This is a genomic window from Bradyrhizobium valentinum, assembly GCF_001440405.1.
GTDB lineage: Bacteria > Pseudomonadota > Alphaproteobacteria > Rhizobiales > Xanthobacteraceae > Bradyrhizobium > Bradyrhizobium valentinum.
Genome location: NZ_LLXX01000024.1, coordinates 25,371 through 41,128, shown reverse-complemented (window position 1 = coordinate 41,128; position 15,758 = coordinate 25,371). Strand labels below are relative to the sequence as shown.

General features: G+C 62.6%; 15 protein-coding genes. 10 read left to right on the top strand and 5 right to left on the bottom strand.

Annotation, left to right across the window (positions count from 1 at the left end; all coding sequences use genetic code 11):
* Positions 1 to 14 precede the first annotated feature (14 nt).
* From CP49_RS02955 to CP49_RS02935, 5 genes are all read right to left on the bottom strand, one after another.
* On the bottom strand, positions 15 to 575 hold the full coding sequence (locus CP49_RS02955; protein WP_057848805.1) for a hypothetical protein: 561 nt from the start codon (positions 573 to 575) through the stop codon (positions 15 to 17).
* 13 nt (positions 576 to 588) lie between these two features.
* A complete protein-coding gene (locus tag CP49_RS02950) occupies positions 589 to 2,175 on the bottom strand; it encodes a hypothetical protein (RefSeq protein ID WP_057848804.1) in 1,587 nt (528 codons plus the stop codon).
* A 176-nt stretch (positions 2,176 to 2,351) separates the two neighbouring features.
* Complete coding sequence (gene queF / locus CP49_RS02945) at positions 2,352 to 2,819, bottom strand: preQ(1) synthase (protein WP_420807587.1); 468 nt, start codon at positions 2,817 to 2,819, stop codon at positions 2,352 to 2,354.
* Positions 2,820 to 2,872: 53 nt separating this feature from the next.
* Positions 2,873 to 3,247: a c-type cytochrome gene (locus tag CP49_RS02940; protein WP_057848803.1), complete on the bottom strand. Its 375-nt coding sequence runs from the start codon at positions 3,245 to 3,247 to the stop codon at positions 2,873 to 2,875.
* Positions 3,244 to 4,230, bottom strand: coding sequence for a Vgb family protein (locus tag CP49_RS02935; protein WP_057848802.1), 987 nt, complete (start codon positions 4,228 to 4,230; stop codon positions 3,244 to 3,246). Before CP49_RS02935 ends, CP49_RS02940 begins: the two co-directional genes overlap by 4 nt.
* Positions 4,231 to 4,407: 177 nt before the next feature.
* On the opposite strand from CP49_RS02935, the gene eno reads away from it, so the two are divergent.
* The 10 genes from eno (at position 4,408) to CP49_RS02885 (ending at position 15,647) form a co-directional block, all read left to right on the top strand.
* Entirely contained in the window at positions 4,408 to 5,691 is a 1,284-nt protein-coding gene (eno, locus tag CP49_RS02930) for a phosphopyruvate hydratase (RefSeq protein WP_057848801.1), read from the top strand.
* 45 nt (positions 5,692 to 5,736) lie between these two features.
* The gene (locus tag CP49_RS02925; RefSeq protein ID WP_057848800.1) at positions 5,737 to 6,873 is read left to right on the top strand and encodes a zinc-binding dehydrogenase; all 1,137 of its coding nucleotides are present in this window, start codon (positions 5,737 to 5,739) and stop codon (positions 6,871 to 6,873) included.
* A 185-nt stretch (positions 6,874 to 7,058) separates the two neighbouring features.
* Positions 7,059 to 7,613: an NADPH-dependent FMN reductase gene (locus CP49_RS02920; RefSeq protein WP_057848799.1), complete on the top strand. Its 555-nt coding sequence runs from the start codon at positions 7,059 to 7,061 to the stop codon at positions 7,611 to 7,613.
* A gap of 204 nt (positions 7,614 to 7,817) precedes the next feature.
* Positions 7,818 to 8,135 carry an FtsB family cell division protein gene (locus tag CP49_RS02915; RefSeq protein ID WP_057848798.1) on the top strand — a complete coding sequence of 106 codons (318 nt, stop codon included), beginning with the start codon at positions 7,818 to 7,820 and terminating at the stop codon, positions 8,133 to 8,135.
* Between the two features lie 322 nt (positions 8,136 to 8,457).
* Positions 8,458 to 9,483: a pyruvate dehydrogenase (acetyl-transferring) E1 component subunit alpha gene (gene pdhA / locus CP49_RS02910; RefSeq protein ID WP_057848797.1), complete on the top strand. Its 1,026-nt coding sequence runs from the start codon at positions 8,458 to 8,460 to the stop codon at positions 9,481 to 9,483.
* 99 nt (positions 9,484 to 9,582) lie between these two features.
* Entirely contained in the window at positions 9,583 to 10,977 is a 1,395-nt protein-coding gene (locus tag CP49_RS02905; RefSeq protein WP_057848796.1) for a pyruvate dehydrogenase complex E1 component subunit beta, read from the top strand.
* Between the two features lie 6 nt (positions 10,978 to 10,983).
* Positions 10,984 to 11,289 (top strand): DUF5076 domain-containing protein, encoded by a 306-nt coding sequence (locus tag CP49_RS02900; RefSeq protein ID WP_057848795.1) that lies wholly within the window; start codon positions 10,984 to 10,986, stop codon positions 11,287 to 11,289.
* Positions 11,290 to 11,291: 2 nt separating this feature from the next.
* Positions 11,292 to 12,662, top strand: a complete 1,371-nt coding sequence (locus CP49_RS02895; RefSeq protein ID WP_057848794.1) for a pyruvate dehydrogenase complex dihydrolipoamide acetyltransferase — start codon at positions 11,292 to 11,294, stop codon at positions 12,660 to 12,662.
* A 138-nt stretch (positions 12,663 to 12,800) separates the two neighbouring features.
* The gene (gene lpdA, locus CP49_RS02890) at positions 12,801 to 14,219 is read left to right on the top strand and encodes a dihydrolipoyl dehydrogenase (protein ID WP_057848793.1); all 1,419 of its coding nucleotides are present in this window, start codon (positions 12,801 to 12,803) and stop codon (positions 14,217 to 14,219) included.
* A 186-nt stretch (positions 14,220 to 14,405) separates the two neighbouring features.
* On the top strand, positions 14,406 to 15,647 hold the full coding sequence (locus CP49_RS02885) for a threonine synthase (RefSeq protein ID WP_057848792.1): 1,242 nt from the start codon (positions 14,406 to 14,408) through the stop codon (positions 15,645 to 15,647).
* The last annotated feature ends 111 nt before the right edge of the window (positions 15,648 to 15,758 follow it).

The following is a 15,758-nucleotide window of genomic DNA, read 5'->3' as shown; positions in this document are numbered from 1 at the left end:
TTTCTTTGCTCAGATTAGAGGCCAAGCGTGACCTCGGCCCAGCGCATCACAGTGCTGCCATTGAGAAACTCGATCACGCTGGGCTCGATAGCTGCCGGCCGGTCGTGGCCGAGCACGGCAGTCGCTGCGATCATGTCGCAGCGCTCCCTGAAAACGACCGATATCGCCGTCTTGCCAAGCGGATTGCGAGCGTTGAGCGTGTAAGCGCGGCTGCGACCTTCCATCGATGCAATTCTGACTGGACGACTGGTGCCAAGCGGCAAGACGTCGCCGACGAGAACGATATCTCCCATACGGTCCACATCGTCGTCATCGGCTACGCCGGTCGTGCAATTGCAAAAGCCGATCTTGGCGCGCAGATAGAGGTTCACCTCGGCACCACAATCGGCCGCCTTACAGCGGAACGCCTTTCCCTTCCCAAAGGGATCGCTGGGGAAGGGCCAAGCTATCTCGGTCCATACTGGCGCGGTCGCAGTTGCGGCCGCGTTCTGTGGCAGACCAGACCATGCCAGCAGCGCCGCCAGCACACTTCCCAGCGACGCTGCTACAATGGCGACACGACCTACCGCCCTCATTGCACCACCGTGACTAGTTGCTGGCGAGATACTTCTTCGCCGCGGCGACCTCTGGCCGTTCGGTGTCGGCATTCGCCGTCAGCGCCACGAGCTGCTGATAGTTGTCTCGTGCCGCAGCCTTGTCGCCGAGCGCATCGGCGGCCTTGGCGGCACCTGCGTAGCCTTGGAGACGGTTCGGCTCCTTGGCCTTGGTGGCATCGAACGCCGTGAGCGCTTCCTTGGCCATGCCGCGATCGAGCAGCATGAAGCCGTAAAGCTCGCGCGCCGGCGCCAGCGGGCCCGGCGTGATCGCGTGCTTCTCGGTCTTATCCTCGGCTTCCGCTGCAGCGCTCATAGCGTTGAGAGCCTCATCGTATTTACCCTCCGCGTGAAGCACCCACGCAACGGCGACCTGACGCTGGATGTCGACGATCTCCGGCCAATAAATATCCTTGGATTCGCGCAACTTGTCGCGCAATTCAGCAAGTTTTTGGACGTCGGGCTTGGCAGCCTCCGGCTTGCCGGAGCGCGCCGCGCCGAGAGCGCGAGCGAAGTGCGAGATTGCCGTCGAGAAGTGTGAGCCGCTCGGCCTGACAGACAGTTGCGAGGCGGCGTCCCAGTCACCACGCTCGATCGCATAACGGGCCGGCGCCGCCGCCAGTGCATAGTCGGCCGCTGCGACTGTGGCCTTGAAGTTGGTCTCTCTTGCCATGTCGTCCATGACGACGCGCGCTTGCTGATCTTGAGCAAGTTGAAGGTGGGCGTAAACCATATAATCCTGCGCGTGCAGATAATTGCCCACCGACTTTTCGGCCTTGGCCGCCTTTACGGAGGCGATGTTGGAAGCAATCGATTCCTTCCAGTAGCCGACGCGGGTGTAGATGTGCGACGGCATGTGCTGGGCGTGCGGCGCGGCCGGCGCGATCTTGGCGTAACGGTTGGCGGCGTCGAGACCTTTTTGTGCGGTCGCCGGATAGTCGTAGAGATGGATCAGGTAGTGCGTCACCCCCGGATGCTGTGGAAGCCGCACGGAAATCGGCTCCAGGATTGAGGCGCCCTTAGTCTGCTGTGTGTAAGTCTTGTCGTTCAGGTCCGCCGAGGTATTGAGCGTGATGGCGTAGGCGATCTGAGCCTCGTCGTCGTCTGGATATTTCGCTGCAACTTTCGCTTGGGCATCCCGATAGGCGCGCATGCGCTGGGCGTGGGACACTTTGTCGGAATCCGCGTACATCACCATAAGGGCATCAATGTAGTCGCGTTCGCGCTCGGTCTTGGCCCCGATTTCCTTGGCCTTCATGATAGCGGCAAGGCCGGGCGCGAGATTCGGCCGCGGGATTGCGTTGTGCGGATTGTCCATCAGCGTGAGCGCGATGCCCCAATATGCCATAGCGCATGTGGGATCAGCCTCGATGACCTCCTCAAAGATCTCTTTGGCGTTGACGTACCAGAAGGAGTGCTGATAGCGCATCGCGCGATCGAAGCGACGCTGCGCGACGTCGTTGCAAGAGGTTTTAAAGTGCACTTGACCGAGCTGCTGATCCACATTGTCTTGCGCAAACAGCGGCTGGGATGTCGATAGGCTAAGAGCTGCGACGGTAAATCCGAGGAGAGACTTCCGCATGGCCTTCCTCCCTTTGATGCATCTAGAAAAGAATAGATTTCAATAGGCGCCCTTATACGCCTTTCGCACTCGTGCTTGAACGAATATGTGGATCGTGGCAGTGCGACTGACCTTTCGTCCACCGAGCTTAGACAGTTCTCGGAGGTCCCTGCGCGATTCCACTTTCTGATCAGCGCTTAGCCTCGCCCGCGATAGGGCGCGACGCCCTGGTCGGGTACCCACATGCCGTTGGGTAGTTTGCCGGTCTGCCAGAACACGTCGATCGGAATGCCGCCGCGCGGATACCAATAGCCGCCGATGCGAAGCCATTTCGGCATGATCTCGGCGGCGATCCGCTTGCCGATCATGACCGTGCAATCCTCGTGAAAGGCGCCGTGATTGCGGAAGCTCGCGACATAGAGTTTCAACGACTTGGATTCCAAGAGCCATTGGCCCGGCACGTAGTCGATCATGAGATGCGCGAAATCCGGCTGACCCGTCACCGGGCAGATCGAGGTGAATTCCGGTGCGGTGAAGCGCACCAGATAATTGGTATCCGCCTGCGGATTGGGCACGCGGTCGAGCTGCGCCTTTTCCGGGCTGTCAGGCCATTCCACGGCGCGACCGAGCTGCAATGATTTCTGCAATGATTTTTTGGCCATCATGATCGTCCTTTGCGAGCGCTGACATGGCCGCAATGGGGCGTGATCGTCAACCGTTACCGGGATGATGGATCCGCTAGAAATCGCACCAGCGCCTGCCGTTCGGTGGCGTCCTCGATCCCGCGCATCGACATCCACAACCCAGGAAACATCGCGGCGGGATCGGCAAGGAACGTTTCGAGGCGTTTTCGGTCCCAGCGTAGTCCCTCGTCGCGCGCTTTGCGCAGCACCGGCGAGTAATCGAATTCGGCGTCGTCAGCCACCGCGCGACCGATCAGCCCCGAAAGGTTGGGGCCGGGCAGGCCGCGCTCCGCGGGATCGAGGCTGTGGCAGGCGCGGCAGGGCGAGAACGCCCGCACACCATCTTCCTCCGCGGTGGCGGGGGCGGGCAGCAGAAGGCACGACAGCAGCAGGAAGGCGAAGGACTTCACGCGACCGTCTGTATCACGACCAAGCGGTCATTGCCGGACTCGCCGCCCCAGGTTTCGCCGGGCCGGCCGTCGAGCTGGCGCACATTCGCGCCCGATTTGTCACTGGGGAATGCGTTGAACTTCTCCGTCACCGGATCGAAGCGCACGATCGCGTTGGCGCCGAAATCGGTGAGCCAGACCTTGTCCTTGTCGTCGACGTAAACCGCATAGGCGCGCGGGCTTGTGCCGGGCAACTTCCACGCCTTCCAGGAGCCGTCGGCAGGATCGTGGACCGATACATTGCCGCTATTCCATTCGCTGACCCAGATCCGGCCCTTCGAATCCGACCACACGCGCCGCGCGCCCTGGTTCGGCGTCGGCGGTTCGACCACTGTCGCGTTGCCGGTCGCCGGATCGATTTTGGCGATGTGGTTGCCGGCCAGCGAGGCGTACCAGATGTCGCCCTTCGGCGTGACCGTCATGCCGTAGGTGCCGCGGCCGCGCGGCGATTTGAACACGGTCATGTCGCCCGATTTCGGATCGAGCCGGCCATAGATGCCGGATTGGCCGGTGAACCAGTAGATGCCGCTTCTGTCGAACACGCCGGTGTTGAGGTTGGCGTAAGCCTCCTTTTCGGGGAGGCGGAACAGCGTCACCTTTTGATCACTGGGGTCGACGCGCGCGATAGCATTCTGTCCGCCTTCGGTCACCCAGGGCGCGCCGTCCGGGCCGATGATCACGCCATGGGGCGCGGCGCCCTTGCCGAGATCGATCAGCTTGTAGGACCCGTCGCGCGGATCGAGCCGGCCCAGCGTGCCGTTGCGCTGGCCGCAGAACCAGATCGTTCCGTCAGGGGCGGGCGTCGTGTCACGCGAGCCCATGCCCGCTTTGACCGGATAATATTTGACGCGGAACGGGCCTTCCTGGGCCGCAGCATTTCGCATGACAGCGGGCGCGGCCAGGATTCCGGCGGCGGCGGTTCCAAGAAACTGGCGGCGATTCATTGCGTTACCCCGGTCTATCAATGTGAAGGTTTGGACGCTGATATCAACCTTGAAGCAAGTCTATCCTGACCCGGCTCTATCGTCCGGAAAAGGCCGCAGCCAAAGCGTTCACATTTGCTTGCGCCCCGTGTAAGACGCCCCGAAACCCGGACCCACCATTCCCAGGAAAGTGCAGATATGACCGCCATCGTCGACATCATTGGCCGTGAAATCCTCGATAGCCGTGGCAATCCCACTGTTGAAGTGGATGTGGTGCTGGAAGACGGCTCGATCGGCCGTGCGGCCGTTCCCTCCGGCGCCTCCACCGGCGCGCATGAGGCGGTCGAGCTCAGGGACGGTGACAAGAAGCGCTATCTCGGCAAGGGCGTGCAGAAGGCGGTCGAGGCCGTCAACGGCGAAATCTTCGAGGCGCTGAGCGATCAGGCCGTCGAGGACCAGGTCCACATCGACCAGATCATGATCGATCTCGACGGCACGCCGAACAAGAGCCGGCTCGGCGCCAACGCCATTCTCGGCGTCTCGCTGGCCTGCGCCAAGGCAGCGGCCGAATCCTTCGACATGCCGCTCTATCGTTACGTCGGCGGCACCTCGGCGCGGACGCTGCCGGTGCCGATGATGAACATCATCAACGGCGGCGTGCATGCCGACAACCCGATCGACTTCCAGGAGTTCATGATCCTTCCCGTGGGCGCCGCGAGCTTCGCCGAGGCGCTGCGCTGCGGCTCAGAAATCTTCCACACGCTGCGCAGCGAACTGAAGAAGGCCGGCCACAACACCAATGTCGGTGACGAGGGCGGCTTTGCGCCGAACCTGCCCTCGGCGGACGCAGCCCTCGAGTTCGTAGTGAGCGCGATCGGCAAGGCCGGCTACAAGGCAGGCAGCGACGTGGTGCTCGGCCTCGACTGCGCGGCCACCGAGTTCTTCAAGGACGGCAATTACGTCTACGGCGGCGAGAACAAGACCCGCTCGCGTTCCGAGCAGGCAAAATATCTCGCCGATCTCGTCTCGCGTTATCCGATCGTCACGATCGAGGACGGCATGTCCGAGGACGACATGGAAGGCTGGAAGGAATTGACCGACCTGATCGGCAAGAAGTGCCAGCTCGTCGGCGACGATCTGTTCGTCACCAACGTCACGCGCCTTGCCGACGGCATCAAGAACGGCCGCGCCAATTCGATCCTGATCAAGGTCAACCAGATTGGCACGCTGACGGAGACGCTCGCCGCCGTCGAGCTGGCCCATAAATACGGCTACACCTCCGTGATGTCGCACCGTTCCGGCGAGACTGAAGATTCCACCATCGCCGACCTCGCGGTCGCCACCAATTGCGGCCAGATCAAAACCGGCTCGCTGGCACGCTCCGACCGCACGGCCAAGTACAACCAGCTCCTGCGCATCGAGCAGCAGCTCGGCAAGCAGGCAATATATGCGGGCAAGGCAGCGCTGAAGGCCTTGGCTTAACGCATTGGCACGTCCAGATATAACCAACACAATGGGGAGACTTCGATGAGCGACGGCAAGAGCGGGCTGCAACTGCGTTCGCTGCTCAAGAAGAGCGGCGAACTCGAACTGTCGCTGCTGGATGTCCCGACGCCGGAACCGGCCGACGACGAAGTCGTGGTTCGTGTCGAGGCGACGCCGATCAATCCCTCTGATCTCGGGCTTTTGATCGGCTCGGCCGAGATGTCGACCGCCAAGGAATCCGGCACCAAGGACGCGCCTGTCATTACGGCGAAGATGCCGGAATCGGCCATGCGGATGATGGCGGCGCGGCTTGATCAATCGCTCCCCGTCGGCAACGAGGGCGCCGGCGTCGTGATCAGGACCGGATCGTCGGACGCTGCGAAAGCGCTGATGGGCAAGAACGTCTCGATGATCGGCGGCGCGATGTACTCGCAATATCGCACCATGAAGCTGAGGGATGTCATGGAGCTGCCTGCTGGTACCACGCCTGCCGACGGTGCGTCATGGTTCGTCAATCCGCTGACCGCGCTCGGCATGACCGAGACCATGCAGCGCGAAAATCACAAGGCACTGGTGCACACCGCTGCCGCGTCGAACCTCGGCCAGATGCTCAACAAGATCTGCATCAAGGACGGCATCGGTCTCGTCAACATCGTGCGCAGCAAGGAGCAGGCCGACATCCTGCACAAGATCGGCGCCAAATATGTCGTCGATTCCACCTCGCCAACCTTCATGGATGACCTCACCAGCGCGCTGGTGGAGACCGGCGCCACCATCGCCTTCGACGCCATCGGCGGCGGCAAGCTTGCAAGCCAGATCCTCACCTGCATGGAAATGGCGGCCAACAAGACCGCCAAGGAATACAGCCGCTACGGCTCCAACGTGTACAAGCAGGTCTATATCTACGGCAGCCTCGACAACCGTCCGACCGAACTGAGCCGGGCATTCGGCCTCACGTGGGGCGTCGGCGGCTGGCTGCTGACGCCGTTCCTGCAGAAGATCGGCCCGGCCGAAATCGGCCGGCTGCGCCAGCGCGTCGCTTCCGAGCTCAAGACGACGTTTGCCAGTCATTACACGCAAACTGTGTCGCTGCAGGAGACGCTGCAGCTTTCCAACATCGCGATTTACAACAAGCGTTCCACCGGCGAGAAATTCCTGATCAATCCGAACAAGGGCTGACGGGCGGCCGGCGCTTTCAGCCAGCAATGAACCGGACGGGCCGCTCCGCAAAGGCGGCCCGTTCTACATTTGCGCTCCGTTGCAGAAAGATTTTCTCGCAACGAAGCCCCATTCCATGCACTTGCATCTTTCTGGCGATCTGGCGTAAGGGAGGGCAGGCGCTTCCGCTTCAAAAGGGATATTCAATGGCCACCCATACCATCGTCACGATCGTCGGCAGTCTCCGCAAGGAGAGCTATTCGCTCAAGATTGCCAAGGCACTGGCCAAGCTGGCGCCGGCTTCGCTCAAGCTCGACGTTACCACGCTGGGCGACATTTCCTTCTTCAACCAGGATCTGGAAGCCAATCCCCCGGCCGACTGGCTGGCTCTGCGCGAAAAACTGCAGAAGTCGAACGGCGTGCTGTTCGTGACCCCGGAATATAACCGCTCGATCCCCGGCGTGTTGAAGAACGCCATCGACGTCGCCTCGCGCCCCTATGGCAAGAGCTCGTTCCTCGGCAAGCCGGTCGGTATCATCAGCAATTCCCCGGGCGCGCTCGGCGGCGTCAGCGCGGCCAAGCATCTGCAGAACATCCTGCCGGGCATTGCCGGCCCGATCCTCGGCCAGCCCGAAATCTACCTCAACGGCGTCGGCGATGCGTTTGACGACAAGGGCGAGCTGATCAAGGAGGCCGTGCAGAAGGTACTGCAGCAGTATCTCGGCGCGTTCGCTGCGTTCATCGAGAAGCAGAACGGGTAACTGCTCTCTCAGCGTCATTGCGAGGAGCTCGCGACAAAATTGCAAAGCAATTTTGCGCCGAAGCGACGAAGCAATCCATCTATCCGTTATGCTGCGCCATGGATTGCTTCGCTGCGCTCGCAATGACGGCGAAGAGGGCGGCGCCATCATCGCCCGTACCCGCTTTTTAAGATTCCATTAACCCGGCCGTCGCATCTTGGCCCCATGGTCTCCCGCACCCGATTGAAGTCCATTCTGACAGGTCTCGCCCTCTACACGATGGCGGCGCTGATGGTCGGCTATTTCGGCGTCAACGCCTATACCGGCAAATACGGACTGAACGCGCGCCAGGAACTCGATCAGGAGATCATCGCCCTGACCTCCGAACTGGCGCGATTGAAGCGGGAGCGGGCGCAGGGCGAGCAGCGGGTTTCGTTGCTGCGGTCCGACCGCGTCGACCCTGATATGCTGGACGAGCGCGCGCGGTTTCAGCTCGACTACGCCAACCCGCGTGACCTGGTGCGGATCAACAAGCCGAACTGAGACCAAATTTGCGCCACATGCTTCGCCGTCGTCCTGAGGTGCGCGCCTTGGCGCGCCTCGAAGGACGGGCCGCAATCCCATCCTTCGAGGCCCGCTGCGCTCGCACCTCCAGCGACACGGCAGAGCCGTTGCGCAGGGATGATGTCTCTGTGCGCCGGTCCGCAAATTTCAAAAAAACGTCAAATCGATTTCGAAAATGTCTCGTCGCGCTGCAGTGCGGCATAGCAATATTTTCTCCAGCGCACGCAATCCTTTCACGCCGGTTTGAGTTGGGATAGAGAGGGCTGATCCGTCTCTTCCTACTCTCTCACCCGGAATTGCCATGGCTGCACCCAAGAAAAGCGTCGTCGCGAAGGAATCAGGGCAGGAAAAGGCAAACGGGTCCCCACCGGAATTCACCAAGGCGCAGGAGCTAGCCGCGCTGCGGGACATGCTCTTGATCCGCCGCTTCGAGGAAAAGGCCGGCCAGCTCTACGGCATGGGCGCGATCGGTGGCTTCTGCCATCTCTACATCGGCCAGGAAGCCGTCGTGGTCGGCATGCAGATGGCCCTGAAGCAGGGCGATCAGGTCATAACCGGATACCGCGACCACGGCCACATGCTGGCGTGCGGGATGGACGCCAACGGCGTCATGGCCGAGCTCACGGGACGTCGCGGCGGCTACTCCAAGGGCAAGGGCGGCTCCATGCACATGTTCAGCATGGAAAAGAATTTCTACGGCGGCCACGGCATCGTCGGCGCCCAGGTCTCGCTCGGTACCGGCCTTGCTTTCGCCAACCGATACCGCGGCAACGACTTCGTCAGCGTGGCCTATTTCGGCGACGGCGCTTCCAACCAGGGGCAGGTCTACGAGAGCTTCAACATGGCGGAGCTGTGGAAGCTCCCGGTGATCTATGTGATCGAGAACAACCGCTACGCCATGGGTACGTCGGTGACGCGCTCCTCGGCCCTGACCGATTTTTCCAAGCGCGGCGCCTCCTTCAACATTCCGGGCCAGCAGGTCGACGGCATGGACGTTCGCGCCGTGAAGGCCGCGGGCGACGAGGCGGTCGCCTGGTGCCGCGCCGGCAAGGGGCCGTTCATCCTGGAAATGCAGACCTACCGCTACCGTGGCCACTCGATGTCGGATCCGGCCAAATACCGGACCCGCGAAGAGGTCGAGAAGATCCGCACCGACCAGGACCCGATCGAACAGGTTCGCAATCGCCTGCTGGCCGCCAAGGTCAGCGAGCAGGAGCTCAAGGCCATCGACGCCGAGGTCCGCCAGATCGTCAACGCGTCGGCGGATTTCGCCCAGCGCGATCCCGAGCCCGATCCTTCCGAGCTCTGGACCGACGTCTACAGGTAATTCAACACGTACTCCGTAAAAGTGGGACCGGTTTTGCTACTCTGGCTACGTGCATCAAACGAGCGCAGAACCTACTGACGAGTGATTTCGGGAGCCGATATGCCCATTCAAGTGCTGATGCCTGCGCTGTCGCCCACCATGGAAAAGGGCAATCTTGCGAAGTGGCTGAAGAAGGAAGGCGAGACGATCAAGTCGGGCGACGTGATCGCCGAGATCGAGACCGACAAGGCGACGATGGAAGTCGAGGCGACCGATGAGGGCACGCTCGGCAAGATCCTGATTCCGGAAGGCACCGCCGACGTCGCGGTCAATACGCCGATCGCGACCATTCTGGCTGATGGCGAGAGCGCCGCCGATCTCGGCAAGGCCAGCGCGCCAGCGCCGCAGCCGAAGGCCGCGGAATCCGCGCCGCCTGCAGAAGCCAAGGCAGAGGCGCCGCAGCCGAAAGCCGAGGCGAAGGCGCCGCCGGCAGCCGTCGCCGAGCCCGATCCGGAAGTGCCGGCCGGCACCGAGATGATCACCCAGACCATCCGCGAAGCCTTGCGCGACGCGATGGCAGAAGAGATGCGCCGCGATCCTGATGTGTTCATCATGGGCGAAGAGGTCGCGGAATATCAGGGCGCCTACAAGGTGACCCAGGGCCTGCTGCAGGAATTCAGCGCGAGACGCGTGATCGATACTCCGATCACGGAGCACGGCTTTGCCGGCGTCGGCGTCGGCGCGGCGATGTCGGGACTGAAGCCGATTGTCGAGTTCATGACCTTCAATTTCGCCATGCAGGCGATCGACCAGATCATCAACTCCGCGGCCAAAACGCTGTACATGTCAGGCGGCCAGATGGGTTGCTCGATCGTGTTCCGCGGCCCGAACGGCGCCGCCGCCCGTGTCGCCGCCCAGCACAGCCAGGATTACTCGGCCTGGTACTCGCAGATCCCCGGCCTCAAGGTGATCGCGCCGTTCTCGGCCGCCGACCACAAGGGGCTGTTGAAGGCTGCGATCCGCGATCCCAACCCCGTCATCTTCCTCGAAAACGAAGTCTTGTACGGCCACACCGGCGAGGTGCCGAAGCTCGACGACTACGTGATCCCGATCGGCAAGGCGCGGATCGTGCGTTCCGGCAAGGACGTGACGCTGATCTCGTGGTCGAACGGCATGACGTATGCACTGAAAGCTGCGGACGAACTCGCGAAGGAAGGCATCGAGGCCGAGGTGATCGACCTGCGCACGCTGCGTCCGATGGACACCGACACCATTGTTGCGTCGGTGAAGAAGACCGGTCGCGCGGTGACGGTCGAAGAGGGCTGGCAGCAATCCGGCGTCGGCGCCGAGATCGCCGCCCGCATCATGGAGCACGCCTTCGATTATCTCGACGCGCCGGTGGCACGGGTCTCCGGCAAGGACGTGCCGATGCCTTATGCGGCGAACCTCGAAAAGCTCGCATTACCATCGGTGGCCGACGTGGTCGCGGCCGCCAAAGCCGTTTCCTATCGGTAGGTCGATATGGCCGGTCCCAACGAACAGCCGCTGCCGCCTGACGTCATCGGCCGCGAGGACGCCGTCGAAGTTCTGCGCGCGTTCGTGGTCGACGGCGGGCTCTCGATCGCGTTCCAACGCGCATTCGAGGAGCCTGACATGTGGGGCATGCTTCTGGTCGATATCGCGCGCCACGCTGCCCGCGCCTATGCGCGCGAGAGCGGCTACACCGAGGACGAGGCGCTGACGCGCATCGTCGAGATGTTCGAAGCCGAAATCAACCGGCCGACCGATATGGGCTCAACCACGCCCCGGTCGCAACAGGGTCACTGACAATGCCGATCAACATTTTGATGCCCGCGCTGTCGCCCACGATGGAAAAGGGCAACCTTGCCAAGTGGCTCAAGAAGGAGGGCGACAAGGTCAAGTCCGGCGACGTGATCGCCGAGATCGAGACCGACAAAGCGACGATGGAAGTCGAGGCTGTCGACGAAGGCACGATCGCAAAGATCCTGGTGCCCGAGGGCACGCAGGATGTCCCGGTCAACAATGTGATCGCGGTCATGGCCGGCGAGGGCGAGGACGTGAAGGCGGCAAGCGCCGGTGCCGGGACTGCGCCCGCACCGAAGCCTGCTGAAGCACCTAAAGCCGCTGAGGCACCTAAGCCCGCTGCGGCCACGTCTGCACCGGCTCCAGCAACCGGGCCGACGCAGGCTGCCGCGCCCCAGGCGGTGGCTTCCGCTTCGCAAGTCAACGGCCACGCCCGCATCTTCTCGTCGCCGCTCGCCCGCCGCCTCGCCAAGGACGCCGGCATCGATCTTTCGCGGATCAACGGCTCGGGCCCGCATGGCCGCGTCGTCGCCCGCGACGTCGAGGACGCCAAGTCCGGCAAGGGCCTGAAGGCGCCGGCTGCCGCGCCCGCCGCGGGTCCGAGCCTCGCGCCTATGGGCGCGTTTGCGCCCGGGATGTCGGACAAGCAGATCCTCGCGCTGTTCGAGGAGGGCTCCTACGAAATCGTGCCGCATGACGGCATGCGCCGCACCATTGCGCAAAGGCTCACCGCATCGGTGCAGACCGTGCCGGTTTTCTACCTGACGATGGATTGCGACATCGGCAAGCTCTTGGTCGCCCGCGAGGAGATCAACGCCGCAGCGCCAAAGGACAAGGAAAAGAAGCCGCTCTACAAGCTCTCGGTGAACGACTTCGTCATCAAGGCGATGGCGATCGCATTGCAGCGGATCCCGAATTGCAACGTGAGCTGGACCGAAGGCGGCATGCTCAAGCACAAGCATTCCGACATCGGCGTTGCGGTGGCGATGCCCGGCGGTCTGATCACACCGATCATCCGCAAGGCGGAAACCAAGACGCTGTCGATCATTTCGTCCGAGATGAAGGACTTTGCGGCGCGCGCGCGGGCGCGCAAGCTGAAGCCGGAGGAATATCAGGGCGGCACCACCGCGGTGTCGAATCTCGGCATGTACGGCATCAATCACTTCACCGCCGTGATCAACCCGCCGCATGCGACGATTCTCGCGGTCGGCACCAGCGAGGAACGCCCGGTGGTCCGCGGCGGCAAGATCGAGATCGCGCAGATGATGAGCGTGACGCTGTCCTGCGATCACCGCGCGATCGACGGCGCGCTCGGCGCCGAGCTGATTGGGGCATTCAAGCAGTTGATCGAAAATCCCGTGATGATGATGGTCTGAGACGAGGTAACACGCACCGTCATTGCGAGCGCAGCGAAGCAATCCATCTCTCCGGCGACAAGGTGGATTGCTTCGTCGCAAGGGCTCCTCGCAATGACGCAAGAATGGTGTCGCACGATGGCAACGAGTGCATAAGCAATGTCCGACACTTCCTTCGACGTCATCATCATCGGCTCCGGCCCAGGCGGCTACGTTACCGCGATCCGCGCCGCCCAGCTCGGCTTCAAGACCGCGATCATCGAGAAAGCCTATCTCGGCGGCATCTGCCTGAACTGGGGCTGCATCCCGACGAAGGCGCTGCTGCGCTCGGCCGAAATCTTTCACTACATGCAGCACGCCAAGGATTACGGGCTTTCCGCCGAAAAAGTCTCGTTCGATCCGAAGGCTGTGGTGCAACGCTCGCGCGGCGTATCGAAGCGGCTGAACGACGGCGTCGGCTTCCTGATGAAGAAGAACAAGGTGACCGTCATTTGGGGCGACGCATCGATCGATGCGCCAGGCAAGGTCACGGTGAAGAAATCCGCCGTGGAGGCGCCGAAAGGCGCGCTGGGCGAGGGTGCCTATCAGGCCAAGCACATCATCCTCGCCACCGGCGCGCGGCCGCGCGTGCTGCCGGGGCTTGAGCCCGACAAGAAGCTGGTCTGGACCTATTTCGAGGCGATGGTACCGGAGCGGATGCCGAGGTCGCTGCTCGTGGTCGGCTCCGGCGCGATCGGCATCGAGTTCGCCTCGTTCTTCCACACCATGGGCGCCGACGTCACCGTGGTCGAGGTGCTGCCGCAGATCCTCCCGGTCGAGGATGCGGAAATCGCAGGCCTTGCGCGCAAGCGGTTTGAAAAGCAAGGCATCAAAATCCTCAGCGACACCAAGGTCACAAAACTGGAGAAGAAGGCCGACAGCGTCGTCGCCACCATCGACGACGGCAAGAAGCCGCAAACGGTCGAGTTCGAGCGGGTGATCTCGGCGGTCGGCGTGGTCGGCAATATCGAGGGGCTCGGCCTGGAAAAGGTCGGCGTCAAGACTGACCGTGGCGTCGTCGTGATCGATGGCTACGGCAAGACCAACGTGCCCGGCATCTACGCCATCGGCGATGTCGCAGGGCCCCCGATGCTGGCGCACAAGGCCGAGCATGAAGGCGTGGTCTGCATCGAGGCGATCAAGGGCCTACACCCGCATGCCACGGACAAGAACCTCATTCCGGGCTGCACCTACTGCCACCCGCAGATCGCCTCCGTGGGGCTGACGGAAGCGAAAGCGAAGGAGGGCGGCCGTGAGATCCGCGTCGGCCGTTTCCCCTTCGTCGGTAACGGCAAGGCGATCGCGCTCGGCGAGGATCAGGGGCTGGTCAAGGTGATCTTCGACAAGAAGACCGGCCAGTTGCTCGGCGCACACATGATCGGCGCGGAGGTCACGGAGCTGATCCAGGGCTATGTGGTCGCCATGAACCTGGAGACCACGGAAGAAGAATTGATGCACACCGTGTTCCCGCATCCGACGCTCTCGGAGATGATGAAGGAAGCCGTGCTCGATGCCTATGGGCGTGTGCTGAATATGTAAGGCGGTGACGACTTTCCAACAAGGTAGCAGTCCCGTCATCCTGAGGTGCGAGCGCAGCGAGCCTCGAAGGATGCACGGCCCAGATTTAACAGCAGGGCCTGTCGCCCTTCGAGACGGCAGCGTTGCGGCCTCCTCAGGGTGACGAGGTCCGATACCGATAGCCTGAGGAACAAGAAAGAAAAAATTGTGAAAGACAACGACAACCTGACCATCGAACGTCCGACGTTCGTGACTCACCTCGAATGCGCGATGGCAGGCGATCATTACGCCGCCGGCCAGGTCCATAACCTCTCCAAGGCCGGCAAGCCGCTGCTGGTGCGCTATGACCTCGCGGGCGTGAAGAAGGCGCTGACCAAGGAGGCCCTGGCCCAGCGTCCCGCCGACATGTGGCGCTACCGCGAGCTGCTGCCGGTGCGGAAGGTGACTGACATCGTCAGCCTCGGCGAGATCATGACGCCGCTCATTCGCCTACAGAGGCTTGCAAAGAAACTCGGCGGCGGCGAGATCATTGTAAAAGACGAGGGGCGGTTGCCAACCGGCTCGTTCAAGGCGCGCGGCCTGGTGATGGCGGTGTCGATGGGCAAGGCGCTCGGCATCAAGCACATGGCGATGCCGACCAACGGCAATGCCGGCGCGGCGCTGGCGGCCTACGCCACCTCTTGCGGCATCAAGACCACGATCTTCTGCCCGGCCGATACGCCGGAAGTGAACGTGAGCGAGATCGAGTTGCAGGGCGCCACCGTCTACCGCGTTAACGGGCTGATCGACGACTGCGGCAAGATCGTCGGCGAAGGCAAGGCCAAGGCCGGCTGGTTCGATACCTCGACGCTGAAGGAGCCCTACCGGATCGAAGGCAAGAAGACGATGGGGCTCGAGCTCGCCGAGCAGCTCGGCTGGGAGGTGCCGGACGTGATCTTCTATCCGACTGGCGGCGGCACTGGCCTGATCGGCATGTGGAAGGCCTTTGCCGAACTGGAAGCCATCGGCTTCATCGGCGCGAAGCGGCCGCGGATGGTGGCGGTGCAGGCGTCGGGCTGCGCGCCGATGGTGCGTGCTTTTGAAGCAGGCACCGAGCATGCGCCGCGCTGGGAAGACGCCCACACCATCGCCTCAGGCATTCGCGTGCCGCAAGCGGTCGGAGATTTTCTGATCCTGCGTGCGGTCCGCGAGAGCAAGGGATTTGCGATTGCGGTGCCGGATGAGAAGATTTCTGCTGCGCTCAACGAAGTGGCGCGCGAGGAGGGGCTGTTGCTGTGCCCCGAAGGGGCGGCCACTTACGCCGCCTACCAGCAAAGTCTTGCCGACGGCCGCGTGACGAAAAATGATCGCGTCATGCTGTTCAATTGCGCCACAGGGCTTAAATATCCGCTGCCGCCGGTCACGCGCACGCTCGATCGCCATCAGCCGATCGACTACGCAAGGCTGTAGGGTCCTCATCCTGAGGAGGCGCGAAGCGCCGTCTCGAAGGATGGCCACGAGTCCGGTGGCCCCATGGTTCGAGACGCGCGGCGTTGCCGCGCTCCTCACCATGAGGTTTGA